General features: G+C 66.9%; 15 protein-coding genes. 7 read left to right on the top strand and 8 right to left on the bottom strand.

Annotation, left to right across the window (positions count from 1 at the left end):
* Positions 1 to 50: 50 nt before the first annotated feature.
* Both A9975_RS00880 and cysS read right to left on the bottom strand, forming a co-directional pair.
* Positions 51 to 977, bottom strand: a complete 927-nt coding sequence (locus tag A9975_RS00880) for a DNA-3-methyladenine glycosylase (protein WP_220810577.1) — start codon at positions 975 to 977, stop codon at positions 51 to 53.
* Positions 974 to 2,362 (bottom strand): cysteine--tRNA ligase, encoded by a 1,389-nt coding sequence (gene cysS, locus A9975_RS00875; protein ID WP_183030975.1) that lies wholly within the window; start codon positions 2,360 to 2,362, stop codon positions 974 to 976. Before cysS ends, A9975_RS00880 begins: the two co-directional genes overlap by 4 nt.
* Before the next feature lie 255 nt (positions 2,363 to 2,617).
* On the opposite strand from cysS, the gene A9975_RS00870 reads away from it, so the two are divergent.
* The 4 genes from A9975_RS00870 (at position 2,618) to A9975_RS00855 (ending at position 5,386) form a co-directional block, all read left to right on the top strand.
* Complete coding sequence (locus tag A9975_RS00870) at positions 2,618 to 3,316, top strand: tetratricopeptide repeat protein (protein WP_183030974.1); 699 nt, start codon at positions 2,618 to 2,620, stop codon at positions 3,314 to 3,316.
* A 70-nt stretch (positions 3,317 to 3,386) separates the two neighbouring features.
* Complete coding sequence (locus A9975_RS00865; RefSeq protein ID WP_006163145.1) at positions 3,387 to 3,971, top strand: peptidylprolyl isomerase; 585 nt, start codon at positions 3,387 to 3,389, stop codon at positions 3,969 to 3,971.
* 32 nt (positions 3,972 to 4,003) lie between these two features.
* A complete protein-coding gene (locus A9975_RS00860; protein ID WP_150983882.1) occupies positions 4,004 to 4,504 on the top strand; it encodes a peptidylprolyl isomerase in 501 nt (166 codons plus the stop codon).
* A gap of 93 nt (positions 4,505 to 4,597) precedes the next feature.
* Positions 4,598 to 5,386: a UDP-2,3-diacylglucosamine diphosphatase gene (locus A9975_RS00855; protein WP_183030973.1), complete on the top strand. Its 789-nt coding sequence runs from the start codon at positions 4,598 to 4,600 to the stop codon at positions 5,384 to 5,386.
* A 56-nt stretch (positions 5,387 to 5,442) separates the two neighbouring features.
* Here A9975_RS00855 and cysE read toward each other — a convergent pair whose 3' ends face one another.
* The 3 genes from cysE to A9975_RS00840 form a co-directional block, all read right to left on the bottom strand.
* Positions 5,443 to 6,186, bottom strand: a complete 744-nt coding sequence (cysE, locus tag A9975_RS00850; RefSeq protein ID WP_006163142.1) for a serine O-acetyltransferase — start codon at positions 6,184 to 6,186, stop codon at positions 5,443 to 5,445.
* A gap of 210 nt (positions 6,187 to 6,396) precedes the next feature.
* On the bottom strand, positions 6,397 to 6,954 hold the full coding sequence (locus A9975_RS00845) for a PrpF domain-containing protein (protein WP_370563612.1): 558 nt from the start codon (positions 6,952 to 6,954) through the stop codon (positions 6,397 to 6,399).
* Positions 6,955 to 6,958: 4 nt separating this feature from the next.
* Positions 6,959 to 7,789, bottom strand: coding sequence for an RNA methyltransferase (locus A9975_RS00840; protein WP_150983959.1), 831 nt, complete (start codon positions 7,787 to 7,789; stop codon positions 6,959 to 6,961).
* A gap of 309 nt (positions 7,790 to 8,098) precedes the next feature.
* Between A9975_RS00840 and A9975_RS00835 the strand changes: the two genes are divergently transcribed.
* The gene (locus A9975_RS00835) at positions 8,099 to 8,920 is read left to right on the top strand and encodes an inositol monophosphatase family protein (RefSeq protein WP_150983880.1); all 822 of its coding nucleotides are present in this window, start codon (positions 8,099 to 8,101) and stop codon (positions 8,918 to 8,920) included.
* A 39-nt stretch (positions 8,921 to 8,959) separates the two neighbouring features.
* Here A9975_RS00835 and A9975_RS00830 read toward each other — a convergent pair whose 3' ends face one another.
* The gene (locus tag A9975_RS00830; RefSeq protein ID WP_183030972.1) at positions 8,960 to 9,679 is read right to left on the bottom strand and encodes a pyridoxamine 5'-phosphate oxidase family protein; all 720 of its coding nucleotides are present in this window, start codon (positions 9,677 to 9,679) and stop codon (positions 8,960 to 8,962) included.
* 162 nt (positions 9,680 to 9,841) lie between these two features.
* Between A9975_RS00830 and A9975_RS00825 the strand changes: the two genes are divergently transcribed.
* Positions 9,842 to 11,317, top strand: coding sequence for a PLP-dependent aminotransferase family protein (locus A9975_RS00825; protein ID WP_183030971.1), 1,476 nt, complete (start codon positions 9,842 to 9,844; stop codon positions 11,315 to 11,317).
* A gap of 42 nt (positions 11,318 to 11,359) precedes the next feature.
* Here A9975_RS00825 and A9975_RS37860 read toward each other — a convergent pair whose 3' ends face one another.
* A complete protein-coding gene (locus A9975_RS37860; protein ID WP_255502985.1) occupies positions 11,360 to 11,485 on the bottom strand; it encodes a hypothetical protein in 126 nt (41 codons plus the stop codon).
* Here A9975_RS37860 and A9975_RS00820 point away from each other — a divergent pair.
* Positions 11,484 to 13,451 carry an APC family permease gene (locus A9975_RS00820; RefSeq protein WP_183030970.1) on the top strand — a complete coding sequence of 656 codons (1,968 nt, stop codon included), beginning with the start codon at positions 11,484 to 11,486 and terminating at the stop codon, positions 13,449 to 13,451. The genes A9975_RS37860 and A9975_RS00820 overlap by 2 nt on opposite strands.
* A 9-nt stretch (positions 13,452 to 13,460) precedes the next feature.
* On the opposite strand, the gene A9975_RS00815 is transcribed toward A9975_RS00820, so the two are convergent.
* A complete protein-coding gene (locus tag A9975_RS00815; RefSeq protein WP_183030969.1) occupies positions 13,461 to 13,886 on the bottom strand; it encodes a universal stress protein in 426 nt (141 codons plus the stop codon).
* Positions 13,887 to 14,166: the final 280 nt, after the last annotated feature.

The following is a 14,166-nucleotide window of genomic DNA, read 5'->3' as shown; positions in this document are numbered from 1 at the left end:
CTGCGGATGCAGTCTTGCGCACTTCCATGCAAATTTTGCTACCTTCCAGCCTAATACGTCACAGGCACGGGATCAAGACTGCGCCACATGTACCAGGTGGCGACGGTGCGCCAGGGCTCCCAGTTGGCCGCCACCTCGCGCGCCTCGCTGCGCGTGACAGGTTCGCCACTGAAATAATTTGCCGAGATGGCGTTGATCAGGCCGACGTCATCGAGCGGCAGCACATTGGGCCGCATCAGGTTGAACATCAGGAACATTTCGGCGGTCCAGCGGCCAATGCCGCGGATCTGCGTCAGTTCAGCGATGACGGCTTCGTCATCCATCTCGGTCCAGCTATTCACATGCACGCGCCCCGCCTTGAAATGCTCGGCAAGGTCGACGATGTATTCCGCCTTGCGGCGCGACAGGCCGCAGGCAGCCAGGTTGTCGTGCCCCGCCTTGAGCATCTGCGCCGGCGTGAGCTTGGGACAAACCGCTACCAGCCGCTCCCACACCGTCTGCGCGGCCTTCACCGAGATCTGCTGGCCCACCACGGAGCGGGCCAGCGTGATGAACGGGTCGCCGCGCGAGATCAGGTGCGCGGGGCCGTAGGTGGGGATCATCTTGCGCAGGATGCGGTCGCGCTTCATCAGGTCGGCGCAGGCCTCGTCCCAATAAGCCGGACGCACGGCATCCACCACCGTCTCGACCGGCAGGGGCAACGCCTCGGCTTCCGGCAGCACCGGCGCCTTGGCCGCGCGCGCGCCGGTCTTGGGGGCGGGCTTGCCGTCCGCCTTGAGCACCGGGCCAGGTGACTTGCCGGCAGCCTTGGCGGCCGCTTTCACAGGCCTGGCAACTTTCGCCGCCGTGCTTGCCTTCAGCGGCTTTGCCGGCAGCTTCGCGGGCGCCAGCGGCTTGGCCGCAGGCTTGGCCTTGGTGGTCGCAGCAGTCTTGGACGGCGCCGCGGGCGTCGCCGTCTTGCGCACGGCAGCGTTCAAGCGCGCCTCCACTCGGTAGCACCACCGGGCTTGTCTTCGAGAACCACGCCGCCCGCCAGCAGTTCGGCGCGGATGCGGTCGGCTTCGGCAAAATTGCGCTCGGTCTTGGCCTGCTTGCGCGCCGCGATCAGCCCCTCGATCTGCTCCGGCTCCAGCCCATCGGCCGGCTTGCCGCCTTGCAGGAACGCATGGGCATCGCGCCCCAGCAGGCCCAGCGTTGCGGCCAGGCCCTTGAGCTGGCGCGCCATCGCGCCAGAGCCGGTGCGATTGACTTCGCCGGCCAGGTCGAACAGCACGGCCATGGCGATCGGCGTATTGAAGTCATCGCCCATTGCATCGACAAAGCGCCGCGCATGCGCCTCTTCCCAGTCCAGCGGCAGGGCATCGGGCTGCACGTCCTTGAGCGCCGTGTACAGGCGCGTCAGCGAGTGACGAGCGTCTTCCAGGTGGACGTTGCTGTAGTGCAGCGGGCTGCGGTAGTGCGCGCGCAGGATGAAGAAGCGCACCACCTCGGCGTCGTACTCCTTGAGCACATCGCGGATGGTGAAGAAGTTGCCGAGCGACTTCGACATCTTCTCGTCGTTGATGCGCACGAAGCCGTTGTGCATCCACAGGTTGACGAACGTCTTGCCGCTGGCGCCCTCGGACTGCGCGATCTCGTTCTCGTGGTGCGGGAACTGCAGGTCGGCGCCACCGCCGTGGATGTCGAAATGCTCGCCCAGCAAGGCACAGCTCATCGCCGAGCACTCGATATGCCAGCCCGGGCGGCCCGAGCCCCACTTGGAATCCCACTTGCTTTCGGCGGGTTCGCTTTCCTTGGCGGACTTCCACAGGACGAAGTCGAGCGGATCGTGCTTGGCTTCGTTGGTGGCCACGCGCTCGCCGGCGCGCAGGTCCTCCAGCGACTTGCCCGACAGGCGGCCGTAGTTGGGAAACTTGCGCACGGCGTAGTTCACGTCACCATCGCTGGCGTGGTAGGCCAGGCCGCGGGCTTCGAGCTTGCTGATGATGTCGAGCATCTGCGGCACGTAGTCGGTGGCGCGCGGCTCATGGTCCGGGCGCTGGATGCCGAGCGCGTCGGCGTCTTCGTGCATGTAGCGGATGAAGCGGTCGGTCAGCGCGCCGATGGTCTCGCCATTCTCCGCGGCACGGCGAATGATCTTGTCATCGATATCAGTGATGTTCTGTACATACGTCACGTCGTAGCCGGCGGTGCGCAGCCAGCGCTGCACCATGTCGAATACCACCATCACGCGCGCATGGCCGACGTGGCAATAGTCGTACACCGTCATGCCGCAGACATACATGCGTACACGGCCGGGTTCGATTGGCACGAAAGGCTGCTTTTCACGCGCGAGCGTGTTGTAGATATTCAGAGGATGCATGAAACGAGGTGAATGGATGAGGGATTGGCGCCATTGTCGCGCCATTCGCGAGACCGGCAACTTGGCGCCTGTGCAAAGCCTGGCGCGACCCATATCTTACCGGAAGCGCCCGAGCGCGGCAGGTCGTCGCCCGCCTTGCACCGCACCACGGACAAGCCGGCTCGGGCCAGGCCAGCGCAGGCCGGCGCGCCGATACCCGGGCCGGCATGGCCGCGCTTTGCTAGAATGCCGCGGAGTATAACGGACCGCCCATACATGAGCCTGTTCCTGCCCACCATAGCAACCGTGTCATCCCAGCCCGCGCGCCAACGCACTGCGGCCGCCTCATTCGCCCTGGCGGCGATCCTGGCAGGCCTCCTTGCCGTAGCGGGGCCTGCGCGCGCGCAGAACGGTCCGCTATCGCTCGCGGTGCCGGCCACTGCGCCAGGCGGCGTGCGCTCGGCCGACCCTGGCATGGCGGACGCCGAGAAGGCGGCAGCGCAGAAGAAATATGGCGAGGCCATCGACCGCTTCGACCGCGTGCTGGCCACCAACCCGCGCAATGCCCAGGCACGCTTCGAGCGGGCATGGGCCCTGGCCCAGGCCGGGCGCGAGGACGAGGCCATCGCGGCGCTGCAATCCATGGCCCAGGACTTCCCTGAGTTGCCCGAGCCGCACAACAACCTGGCGCTGCTGTACGCCAAGCGCGGGGACTTGAAGCGCGCCGAAGCGGAATTGCTGATCGCGATCGATGTCAAACCCGATTTCGCCGTGGGCTACGCCAACCTTGGCGACGTCTACCGCCGCCTGGCCGAGAATGCCTACCGCAACGCACTGCGGCGCAATCCCAAGGATGCGGGCGCTGCTGCCGGCCTCAAGCAATTGCAGCCTGTCGCGGCCGTCCAGCCGCCGGCCGACGGCACCCGAAAGCCAGGCGCTGCAGCTAGCGAGCCGGCTACGGCGCCCAAGCCTTAATTACCTTGCCCAACGGGCCGGGCCGCTACCCTGCCCGGCCCTGTCGTTTCCCCGATCCACGGAGTCAAGCATGATCTTTTCGCGTCGCCTAGTCCTTGCCGGCATCGCCGCCGCCGCGATGGCGCTCTCGCCGCTGGCCGCTCAGGCACAGCAGACGAAAACCGAACGGGTGCAGTTCGTCACCAGCGCCGGCAAGTTCACGCTCGAGGTCTATCCGGACGCCGCGCCCAAGACTGTCGCGAACTTCATGGAGTACGTGAAGAGCGGCTTCTATAGCGGCACCATCTTCCACCGCGTGATCAATGGCTTCATGGTGCAAGGCGGCGGCTTCGACCGCGACATGAAGCAAAAGCCCACGCGCGCGGCGATCCCGCTGGAAGCCCAGAACGGGCTGAAGAACAAGGCCGGCACGGTGGCCATGGCGCGCACCAGTGATCCGAACTCCGCCACCGCCCAGTTCTTCATCAATGTGGTGGATAATTCCAGTCTCGACTATCCGTCGCCGGACGGTAACGGCTATGCCGTGTTCGGCAAGGTGGTGGAAGGCATGGATACCGTCGACAAGATGAAGAACGCGCCCACCACCTCGTACGGCCCGATGCGTAATGTGCCGGCCACGCCGATCGTGATCGAGTCGGCTACTGTCGTCAAATAACCGCCGAACAAACACCGAACAAAGGAACGCAAATGTCCAAGGTAGAACTCCACACCAACCAGGGTGTCATCACCATCGAACTCGACGCTGAAAAGGCACCGAAGTCGGTTGAAAACTTCCTGTCGTATGTGCGCAAGGGTCACTACGACAACACCATTTTTCACCGCGTGATCAAGAATTTCATGATCCAGGGCGGCGGTTTCGAACCCGGCATGAAGCAAAAGGGCACCGATGCCCCGATCGAGAACGAAGCCGGCAACGGCCTGAAGAACGATCGCTACACGGTTGCCATGGCGCGCACCAACGCACCGCACTCGGCCACCGCGCAGTTCTTCATCAACGCGGTCGACAATGACTTCCTGAACTTCACCTCGCCGACCCCGCAAGGCTTCGGCTACGCCGTGTTCGGCAAGGTGACCGACGGCACCGACGTGGTCGAGAAGATCAAGGGCGTGCGTACCGGCAGCGCTGGCTTCCACCAGGACGTGCCGCTCGAAGACGTGGTCATCGAAAAGGCCGTGGTAGTCGAATAAGCCACTGGCCGCCACTGGCCATCACCGGGACACGTTCCACCGGGCCCCGCGGGGTCGCACCATGACGTCAGGCCAGCTTTTCTTTCCAACCGCATGACTGTGACCCCATCCACGCCGGCCGCCGGCGCCCTCGCGGTGCCAGCGCCGGCGTGGTTCATTTCCGACCTGCATCTCACCCCCGGCATGCCGCGCACGCTGGCCTCTTTCGAGCACGCGCTCGAACGCGCGGCGCAAGAGGCGCGCGCCCTGTTCATCCTGGGTGATTTTTTCGAATTCTGGGTTGGCGACGAAGAAGCCGACAGCCCCTTCGCGGCGCGGGTGGCTGCCAGGCTGCGCCAGCTTGCCGAACGCGGCGTCCAGGTCTACCTGATGCACGGCAACCGCGACTTCCTGCTGGGGCAGCGCTTTGCGCGCGCCGCGGGCGCCACCTTGCTGCCCGACCCCACCGTGATCGACTGCGCCGGCCAGCGCGTGGTGCTCAGCCACGGTGACATGCTGTGCACCGACGACGAGCGCTATATGCGGTTTCGCCACTGGACCCGCAAGCGCTGGGTGCAGCGGGTATTCCTTTCGCTGCCGTTGACACTGCGGCTGCGCGTGGCGCGCCGCCTGCGCGCCGATAGCGAAGCGGGCCGCACGCAGGCCCGCCGCGACGCGCCGCCAGACTACGGCGACACCACGCCGCAAGCCGTGGCCGCGCTATTGCGCGCCAGCCAGGCGCCGGCCCTGGTGCACGGCCATACCCACCGCCCCGCCCGGCACGAGAGCCCGGAAGGCGTGCGCTGGGTGCTGACCGACTGGGACCTCGACGGCAAGCGGCCGCGCGCCGCCGTGCTGCAACTCGACGCGGGCGGATTCACCGTGCTGCCGCAAGTAAGCTGACGCCAATAAGCTGACGCCGAATCCCCCTCCACGCTTCATCGACCTTCTGCATCAAACTACTTCATCAGCTTGCGCAGCTCGCTCGCATCGAAGCGGTCGTTCGGCGTGTTCTCGAGATGCTCGCCAAGCCGATCCAGCGCGGCCATCACGGTCTCCAGCCGCTCGTGCTGCTGCGCCGCGTTGTCGATCAGGCTCTTGAGCGCCAGCGAGACCGGGTCGTCCGCGTTCGGCGTGATGCCATAGGCCGAGAACTCCTGCTTGGCGCCCTGCTGCCCGCTGGGTGCGTCCGGCAGGATGATGCGCGCCGGGATGCCGACCGCGGTGGCGCCCGGCGGCACTGGCTTGAGCACCACGGCGTTGGAGCCGATGCGCGCGCCATCGCCGATGGTGTAGCCGCCGAGCACCTTGGCCCCGGCGCTCACCACCACGTTCGCACCTAGCGTGGGATGGCGCTTCACCCCCTTGTAGAGCGATGTCCCGCCCAGGGTCACGCCCTGGTAGATGGTGCAGTCGTCGCCGATCTCGGCGGTCTCGCCCACCACCACGCCCATGCCGTGGTCAATGAACACGCGCCGCCCCACCTTGGCACCAGGGTGGATCTCGATACCGGTGAAAAAGCGGGCCCAGTGCGAGATCCAGCGGCCCAGCCAGTGAAACCCTGCATTCCAGCAGGCGTGCGCGAAGCGATGGAACACCACGGCGTGAAAGCCGGGATAGCAGGTCAGTACCTCCAGACGGCTGCGTGCGGCGGGGTCGCGCCGCATGATGGCGTCGATATCTTCCTTCAGGCGAGTGAACATCTTGGTCGTGTCGTGTTGCCACGCCGTGCGCCGCGCGCCCTGGGCCAGGGCTGGCGCGATCGCCGGCATGGTCATTGGCCGGTGAAAACGGGATCAGGGAGTGTAAGAGATTTGCTGCCCTGCTGCCGTCATGGACATTGGCTGCAATGACGCCGGCCGCCCCGCGGAATGTCGGACATATCGGATCCGAGGGACGGGCAGCGCCTGCCATCAACATCGCTCGGGCACGTGCACCAGGCCCGTCATCAGGCGGCGCGCGCTGGTGGGGGGCAACGACCCACTGGCCGGCGCGAGGTAGTCGAGCACGATCCCGTGCGCCGTGAACGGCAGGCCGTCCTCGAGCGGATGGCCATTGCGGCAAGGCACGCGGGCAACGACGGCCTGGCCCACGTTGCGCAGCCAGATGCGCACCGTGGTGATGCTGTCGCGCGCCGGCACGAAACCGCGCCAGATCGCGAACGGTGCTGCCGCCGCCAGCAGCTCGCCGCCATCGCCGGCCCAGTCGATCCGCGGCTCGCCGATGGCGACCGCGCCGAACAGGCAGTCCACATCGCAATCGGGACGCTGCGAGGGGCCCACCAGCACGACATGGCTGGTGCTGGCGGTGGCGCCACCCATGCCATCGCTCTGCCGGCCATGCGGATCGGGCGAGCCGATCACGCGCAGCAGCACGGCATCGCGCTCGCCCGGATCGGAGGGCAAGTCGTCAGCCAGGAAGAAGACCCCTTTGCTGGTGCCGCCACGCATGTAGTAGGCCGGAATCTCCACCTGCTCACTTCTCCTGTTTGCTTGGCGCCCGTGCGCCTTGGCCTTGCGTGGCTGCCAGCATGTGCTTGGCAATGCCCCGCAGGATATTGACTTCCTCGCGCTCCAGCCCGCTGCGCGCGAGCAGCCGGCGCAAGCGCGGCATCAGCTTCTTCGGGCTGGCCGGATCAAGGAAGCCGATGGCTTCCAGCCCCGACTGCAGGTGGCCAAACATGGCCTCGATCTGCTCGGCCGTGGCCGGTTCGCCAGCATAGCCGATCTCGGCGAGCGGCGTCGCCCTCACCTCCAGCAGTGCCAGGCGCATCTCGTAGGCCACCAGCTGCACGGCCTGTGCAAGGTTGAGCGAGGTGTAGGCGGGATTGGCGGGAATGTGGGTAACTGCCGAGCAGCGGTCGACCACCTCGTTGGGCAGGCCGAAGCGCTCATTGCCGAACACGAAGGCAATGTGGGCGCCGGCGGCTTGCGCGCCTTGCGGGGTGGCTTGCAGGGCTGCAATGCGGGCGCCGGCCTGCGCCACCGCGTCGCGCGGCAGCAAACGGGGCGGCCCGAACTCGCGCTGGCGTGCAGTGAGCGCCACTGCGTAGGCGGTACCGGCCAGCGCGGCCTCGATGTTGTCGACGATCACCGCGCCTGCCAGTACGTCGTCGGCGCCGCTGGCCATGGCGATGGCATCCGGATGCTCGCGCACCGCCGGCTCACGTGGCGAAACCAGCACCAGGCTGCCCGGCACGGCGCCGAAGCCCATGGTCTTCATGGCCCGCGCGACGGCGCCGACATTGCCGGGATGGCTGGTCTCGACCAGCACGAAACGCACCGCGGCAAACGCGGCGGGTGCCATCAGGGCCGCATCGGCCGCAGCCTCCGGAGTGGCAGCGGAAACGCCCTGGCGAGGCGCGCCAGATGGGGGATCAAGGTCCGGGGCCGCCTGGGCGGCGGAGGCTGGGGCGGGGGCGCCGTTGGCGTCGGCGCTCGTCTGGTTCTGCGGGTTCATATACAATTCAGGCTTCATCTTCGGTGCGCCGCTGCGTTTCATGCGGTAGCGACGCGCCCGTTCTTCTACAATCCGTTGTGTTGTCAGCCGCCCCAAAGGGCAGCGCGCCGGCCTTTTGCGCCAGGCCGCGCACCCTTGGCCGGCCTGGAGAGATTCATGCATCCGATGCTAAATATTGCCGTCAAGGCAGCCCGCAAGGCAGGTTCCGTCATCAACCGCGCGTCGATGGACATCGACCGGGTTCAGGTCTCGCGCAAGCAGCACAACGATTTCGTCACCGAAGTCGACCGCGCCGCCGAGGCCGCGATCGTCGAGATCATCCGCACGGCCTATCCGGATCACGCCATTCTAGCGGAAGAGTCCGGCCAGTCCTGGGCCGAGGGCGAAGAACCCACCAGCGAATACGTCTGGGTCATCGACCCGCTCGACGGCACCACCAACTTCATCCATGGCTTTCCCCAGTACGCGGTCTCGATCGCCCAGCTGCACAAGGGCGTGCCGGCACAAGCCGTCGTCTACGACCCGTCGCGTGACGAACTCTTCACAGCCAGCAAGGGCGCCGGCGCGTTCCTGAACAACCGCCGCATCCGCGTGTCGCGCCGTGACAAGCTGGCCGACTGCCTGATCGGCACCGGCTTCCCCTACCGCGACATGGAAGGCCTGGACCAGTACATGGAACTGTTCGCGCTGATGACGCAAAGCTGCGCCGGCCTGCGCCGCCCGGGTGCCGCGGCGCTCGATCTGGCCTACGTGGCCTGCGGCCGCACCGATGGTTTCTTCGAGCAAGGCCTGCACCCGTGGGACATGGCCGCCGGCATGCTGCTGGTGACTGAGGCCGGTGGCCTGGTGGGCAATTACGCCGGCGAGGCGCGCCAGCTCGAACAAGGCGAAGTGCTGGCCGGCAACCCCAAGGCGTTCGCGCAGATGGTGCGCCTGCTGTCCCCGTTCTCGGTGGACAACGCCAAGCCGGCCCGCTAAGGACCCCGGCAACAACGCAGCGCGGCCGCCTGGCCGCGCTCAGCGTGACGGGCGCGGCGCCCCGGCGCCCGGTATCGTCTCGCCGGCCGCCTCTGGCATCGCCTCGGTACCAACACCCTGCCCCCAGCTTCGCACATAGTCCGGCACGCTGGGCTGCACGCCATCAGGCACCGGCCGCTGCCCCTGGAGGCGCAGCGGCAGCACGCCCGCCCATACCGGCAGCGCCATATCGGCCTCGTGATCCTTGGGCCCGCCGCTGCGGATCTTGGTGGCGGCTTCCTCCAGCCCGATGCGCAACACCGTGGTCGCCGCCAGCTCATTGGCATCTCCTGGCCTTGCCTGGCCCGAACGCCCCACCGCAATGCGCTCCAGGAAGGCATCCATCGCCGCCGCCTTCGCTGCGCCAGCCACCACTTCAAAACTGCCGTAGATCACCGCCGAGCGGTAGTTCATCGAATGATGAAACGCGGAGCGCGCCATCACCAGGCCGTCGAGGTGCGTCACGGTCACGCAGACCTGGCTGCCTGTCGCGGCCAGCTTCAGCATGCGGCTGCCATTGGAGCCATGGATGTAAAGATGCTCGCCCTCGCGCCAGCACGCGGTGGGAATGCAGTGGGTGCCGTGATCGTCGGTGAAGGCCAGGTGGCACAGGTAAGCCTCGTCGAGGATCGCATGCAACGTCGCGCGATCGTAGTGGCCGCGATCGGCAACGCGCCGCACGCGGGTACGTTCGCTCGGCGGCATGGGTCTCTGGCTCATGGTGGCTCCTTGTCTTGAGGGGGGGGTTGTGGGTGCCGGGCGGCAATCTCGTTGCGTTACGGCGATGCCGCCAAGATAGGGATTTCGTGGCACCATGGCTAGACCCAGCCAATGCATGGTTTTTAGAACCACAGAAACCACAGAAACCACGGAAGCGACGACATGGACTACGGCCTGCTGATCTCGACCTTCAAGCGCCAGCTCGATGGCCGCAAGCTCACCCAGCAGCGGCTCTTGTACGAGTGCTTGCGCGGCGCCATCCTCGACGGGCGAATCGCCCAGGGCAGCCTGCTGATCGCCACGCGCACGCTGGCGGCGGAGCTCGGCATGGCACGCAACTCCGTGATCTACGCCTACGAGAGCCTGGCAGCGGAAGGCTTCGTGGTGCCGACGCGGCACGGCACCAAGGTGGCGCGCGTGGGCCTGGCGCGGGCCGGCCACAGCGAGGGGGCCGTCAAGCGCGTCGCCGAGTTGTCGCGCCGCGTGCGCGGGCTGCCGCGCGATGCCGACGGCATGCACGACCTGTTGCCCTTCGTGCCCGGCGTGCCCGACCTGGATGGCTTTCCGCTGGCCGCGTGGCGGCGCTGCATCGAACGCGCCTGGCGCCAGCTCGGCCCCCGCCACCTTGGCTACGGCAAGGTCGAGGGGCAGCCCGCGCTGCGCCACGCCATCGCCGAGTACCTGAAGGTCTCGCGCGGGGTGCGCTGCGACATGGACCAGGTCTTCATCACTGACGGCACGCAGACCAGCCTGGACTTGTGCGCGCGCATACTGGCCGATGCCGGCGACACGGCCTGGATCGAGAATCCCGGCTACGACGGTGCGCGGGCCGCCTTCCAGTCGGCCGGCCTCGTGCTCGAGCCCGTGGCGGTGGATGCCGACGGCCTGGCGCCCCGCCCGGAGCAGTGGCGCGACGCGCCGCCCCGGCTGATCTACATCACGCCATCCCATCAGTATCCGCTGGGCTCCATTCTCAGCCTGGAACGGCGCCTCAAGCTCATCGAAGATGCCCGCGCCGCCGGAGCCTGGATTGTCGAGGACGACTACGACAGCGAGTTCCGCCGCGGCGGCGTGCCGCTCTCGGCCGTGCAGGGGCTGAGCGAGGATGCGCCGGTGATCTACCTGGGCACGTTCAGCAAGACCATGTTCCCGGCGCTGCGCCTGGGCTTCATGGTGGTGCCGCGCTACCTGGCCGCGACCATCGCCAGCACGCTTGGCGAAATCACCCGGCGCGGCCATGTGGCCGAGCAGATCGCGCTGGCCGACTTCATCGACAGCGGCCAGTTCGCCCGCCACCTGCGCCGCATGCGCCAGCGCTACGGGCAGCGCCGCGACGCGCTGGAGGCGGCACTGGCGAGGCACCTGCGCGGCAGCGTGACGGTATCGGCCAGCGCTGGCGGCATGCACCTGTCCGCCCGCCTGGAACTACCGCTTGCCGATACCGTGGTCACCCGCGCGGCGCGCGCGCAGGGACTGATCGTGCGGCCGCTGAGCACCTACCGCTTGCCCGGCACGCCGCTGGCGCAGTACAACGGCTTCGTGTTCGGCTACGCCGGCGTGCCGGCCGGCGCCATCGACGGGCTGATCGCGCGGCTGGCACAGGTGATTGACGCGCTGCTGCGAGAGCCGGTGTCGTAGCGCGGCGTTGAACCCGTTCTTGCGAATCGCCCCACTTGCCGCCTACATTACCTCCATGGGAGTGCCGATCTCCCGGTGCTGGCGCGCGTGCAGCGGCGCCGCAAGCTGCAATTTCCGGCGCAGCGCTTTCGTGCGCTGCGCCGCAATCGCGTCCAGGGTGGCGAACATGACGGCATGGTCGACGTGGTGGAGGCACCTGGCCGGCAAACCGCTCGATCCGCTCGCCCCGGAAACCCGCCACGCGATCGCCGTGGTGCCGGTACTGGCCTGGGTGGGATTAGGCGCCGACGGACTTTCCTCTTCGTGCTATGGGCCCGAGGAGGCATTCCTGGCGCTTGGCACCCATACGCCGCTGGCGCTCTTCCTTGCCCTGGCCACCGCCAGCACGGTATTCATCATCGCGGTCGGCTACAACCAGGTCATCGAGTTGTTTCCCACCGGCGGCGGCGGCTACCGCGTGGCCACGGCCTTGCTGGGGCCGCGCCCCGGACTGGTGTCGGGCGCGGCGTTGCTGGTCGATTATGTGCTGACCATCGCGACATCGCTGGCCAGTGGCGTCGACGCGTTCTTCAGCTTGCTGCCGGTAGAAGCCCAAGCCTTCAAGCTGGCCACCGAACTGGTGATCGTGATCATGATGACCGGACTCAATTTCCGCGGCATGAAGGAGTCGATCCTGGTGCTGATGCCCATCTTCCTGGCCTTCGTGGTATTGCATCTCGGGCTGATCGTCTATGGCGTTGCCGCGCACGGCGACCATCTCGGCGCGGTCGTGCCCAACGCCATCGGCGAGGCCTCCGGCATGTCCCAGGCGATGGGTCCGATCGTGGTGGCGGCGCTGCTGATGCGCGCGTTCTCGCTGGGTGGCGGTACCTACACCGGGCTGGAGGCGGTCTCGAACAACGTGAACATGCTGGCCGAGCCGCGAGTGCCAAACGGGAAGTGGACGATGTTCTACATGGCGACCTCGCTAGCCTTCACAGCTGGCGGGATCATCCTGCTGTATATGCTGTGGAACGCGGCGCCGGTGGAAGGCAAGACGCTGAACGCCGTGGTCTTCGACCGCATCATCGACCATCTTGGCTTCGGCTCGGCCTGGTCCCGCCATGCGCTGCTCGCGGCGCTGCTGGCCTCCGAGGCCGGGCTGCTGCTGGTGGGCGCGCAGACCGGCTTCCTGGACGGCCCGGCGGTGCTGTCGAACATGGCGGCGGACTACTGGGTGCCACGGCATTTCCGCGATCTCTCCGCCCGGCTGGTGCGGCAGAACGGCGTCATCGTCATGGGCCTGGCCAGCTTGCTGATCCTGGTGTGGACGCACGGCCAGGTCGCGGTGCTGGTGGTGCTGTACAGCATCAATGTCTTCCTGACCTTCAGCCTGTCCTTGCTTGGCCTGTGCATCTACTGGTGGCGCCATCGCGGCGAGCCGCGCTGGATCGTGCGCTTCGCCCTGTCCCTGCTGGGCTTGTCGGTCACCGCCACGGTCCTGGTGATCACGCTGGTGGAGAAGTTCACCGATGGCGGCTGGCTGACCGTGCTGGTAACCGGCCTGGTGGTCGCGTTGTGCGTCTTCATCAAGCGGCATTACACGACAACGCGTGCCGAGCTGGCCCGGGCGGATGCCCTCTTCGCCGGCAGCCCGCCGCTGGTCGATGCGAGCCGCGTGCGGCCCCTCGACCGCAGCTTGCCCACCGCGATCGTCCTGGTGGGCAAGCACCGCGGCGCCAGCATGCATGCGCTGCTCTGGGTCGAGCGCCTGTTTCCCGGACACTTCAAGAATATGATCTTCCTGGCCGTGGGAGAGGTCGATGCGCAGAGCTACGAGGGCCAGGAAACGCTGTACCGCCTTCAACAGACGATTGGTGAGTCACTGCGCTATTACGTCGCCAATTGCCAGCGCCACGGCCTGGCGGCCGATTCGCGCGCGGCATTCGGCACGAACCCGGTGCTTGAATTCATGAAGCTGGTCGATGCGGTGACGGCCGAGTACCCGAACAGCGTCTGCTTTGCCAGCAAGCTGATCTTCCGGCACGTCAATTTCCTGACAGCCTGGCTGCATAACCAGACGCCCGGCGAGTTGCAGGAGCGGCTACACCTGCAAGGCAAGCAGATGGTGCTGCTGCCGATGAACGTAGCGTGATGGCGCGGCCTACTTGACCAGCGTCACCGGCACGCGCGACATGCGTATCAGCTTGTTGGTCAGCCTGCCCGCCAGCAGCGCGCCAACCGCCGTGCGCCCGGCCGTGCCCATCACGATGGCATCGCAGTCGTTCGCGGCCGCTGCCTGCGCAATGGTCTGCGCCACGTCGCCCACCTTGATCTGCGCCACATAGCTGGCCCCGGCGTCGTCCAGGATGCTGCGTGCATCGCGCAGCGCGGCCTCGCCGCTCGCCTCCTCCAGCTTGCGCAACGCGGTCAGCGAGTGGAAGGCCGAGGCGCGGCCAAATTCCAGCGGCGGCTGGACATTGAGCAGGACCACCTCGGACACACATCGGTCCCGGAACATGAAGGCAGCGTGACGCACTGCATCCAGCGCGTGCGCGGAGCCGTTGACGGGTACCAGAACTCTTAACATGTCGAACCCCTTCCGTTGTTTCGATCCTCGATCGTTTCGCCGCCGGCGTGTATCTGCCGGTCATCACGATTCCATATAAGTTCGAATCCCGCAAAGATGCTGTAAAGAGACGGATGGCCGCGTATTTTTTTTGTAAACGCCTTCCACCTCCTAACTGGCCGCGGCGCGGCGCATGGCGCCTATATCGGCACCTGGGCACGGCACAACCCGCAACGAGGCCGTCTTGGCGGCCTGCCCGGTCCTTCCCGCCCCATCCCCCCATCCTGCATCCTTCCTGCCC

Origin of the sequence: Cupriavidus sp. UME77 (genome assembly GCF_014170355.1) — a bacterium.
In the GTDB taxonomy this organism is placed as follows: Bacteria; Pseudomonadota; Gammaproteobacteria; order Burkholderiales; family Burkholderiaceae; genus Cupriavidus; species Cupriavidus basilensis.
Note: the sequence above shows the minus strand (reverse complement) of the source record. Positions and strands in the feature narration are given on the sequence as shown.

Excerpts from the sequence above, each read along its gene's own strand:
- cysS (WP_183030975.1), bottom strand. The coding sequence starts at position 2,362 with ATGCATCCTCTGAATATCTACAACACGCTCGCGCGTGAAAAGCAGCCT.
- A9975_RS00870 (WP_183030974.1), top strand. The coding sequence starts at position 2,618 with ATGAGCCTGTTCCTGCCCACCATAGCAACCGTGTCATCCCAGCCCGCG.
- A9975_RS00865 (WP_006163145.1), top strand. The coding sequence starts at position 3,387 with ATGATCTTTTCGCGTCGCCTAGTCCTTGCCGGCATCGCCGCCGCCGCG.
- A9975_RS00860 (WP_150983882.1), top strand. The coding sequence starts at position 4,004 with ATGTCCAAGGTAGAACTCCACACCAACCAGGGTGTCATCACCATCGAA.
- A9975_RS00855 (WP_183030973.1), top strand. The coding sequence starts at position 4,598 with ATGACTGTGACCCCATCCACGCCGGCCGCCGGCGCCCTCGCGGTGCCA.
- cysE (WP_006163142.1), bottom strand. The coding sequence starts at position 6,186 with ATGTTCACTCGCCTGAAGGAAGATATCGACGCCATCATGCGGCGCGAC.
- A9975_RS00840 (WP_150983959.1), bottom strand. The coding sequence starts at position 7,789 with ATGGCACCCGCCGCGTTTGCCGCGGTGCGTTTCGTGCTGGTCGAGACC.
- A9975_RS00835 (WP_150983880.1), top strand. The coding sequence starts at position 8,099 with ATGCATCCGATGCTAAATATTGCCGTCAAGGCAGCCCGCAAGGCAGGT.
- A9975_RS00830 (WP_183030972.1), bottom strand. The coding sequence starts at position 9,679 with ATGAGCCAGAGACCCATGCCGCCGAGCGAACGTACCCGCGTGCGGCGC.
- A9975_RS00825 (WP_183030971.1), top strand. The coding sequence starts at position 9,842 with ATGGACTACGGCCTGCTGATCTCGACCTTCAAGCGCCAGCTCGATGGC.
- A9975_RS00820 (WP_183030970.1), top strand. The coding sequence starts at position 11,484 with ATGACGGCATGGTCGACGTGGTGGAGGCACCTGGCCGGCAAACCGCTC.
- A9975_RS37860 (WP_255502985.1), bottom strand. The coding sequence starts at position 11,485 with ATGTTCGCCACCCTGGACGCGATTGCGGCGCAGCGCACGAAAGCGCTG.
- A9975_RS00815 (WP_183030969.1), bottom strand. The coding sequence starts at position 13,886 with ATGTTAAGAGTTCTGGTACCCGTCAACGGCTCCGCGCACGCGCTGGAT.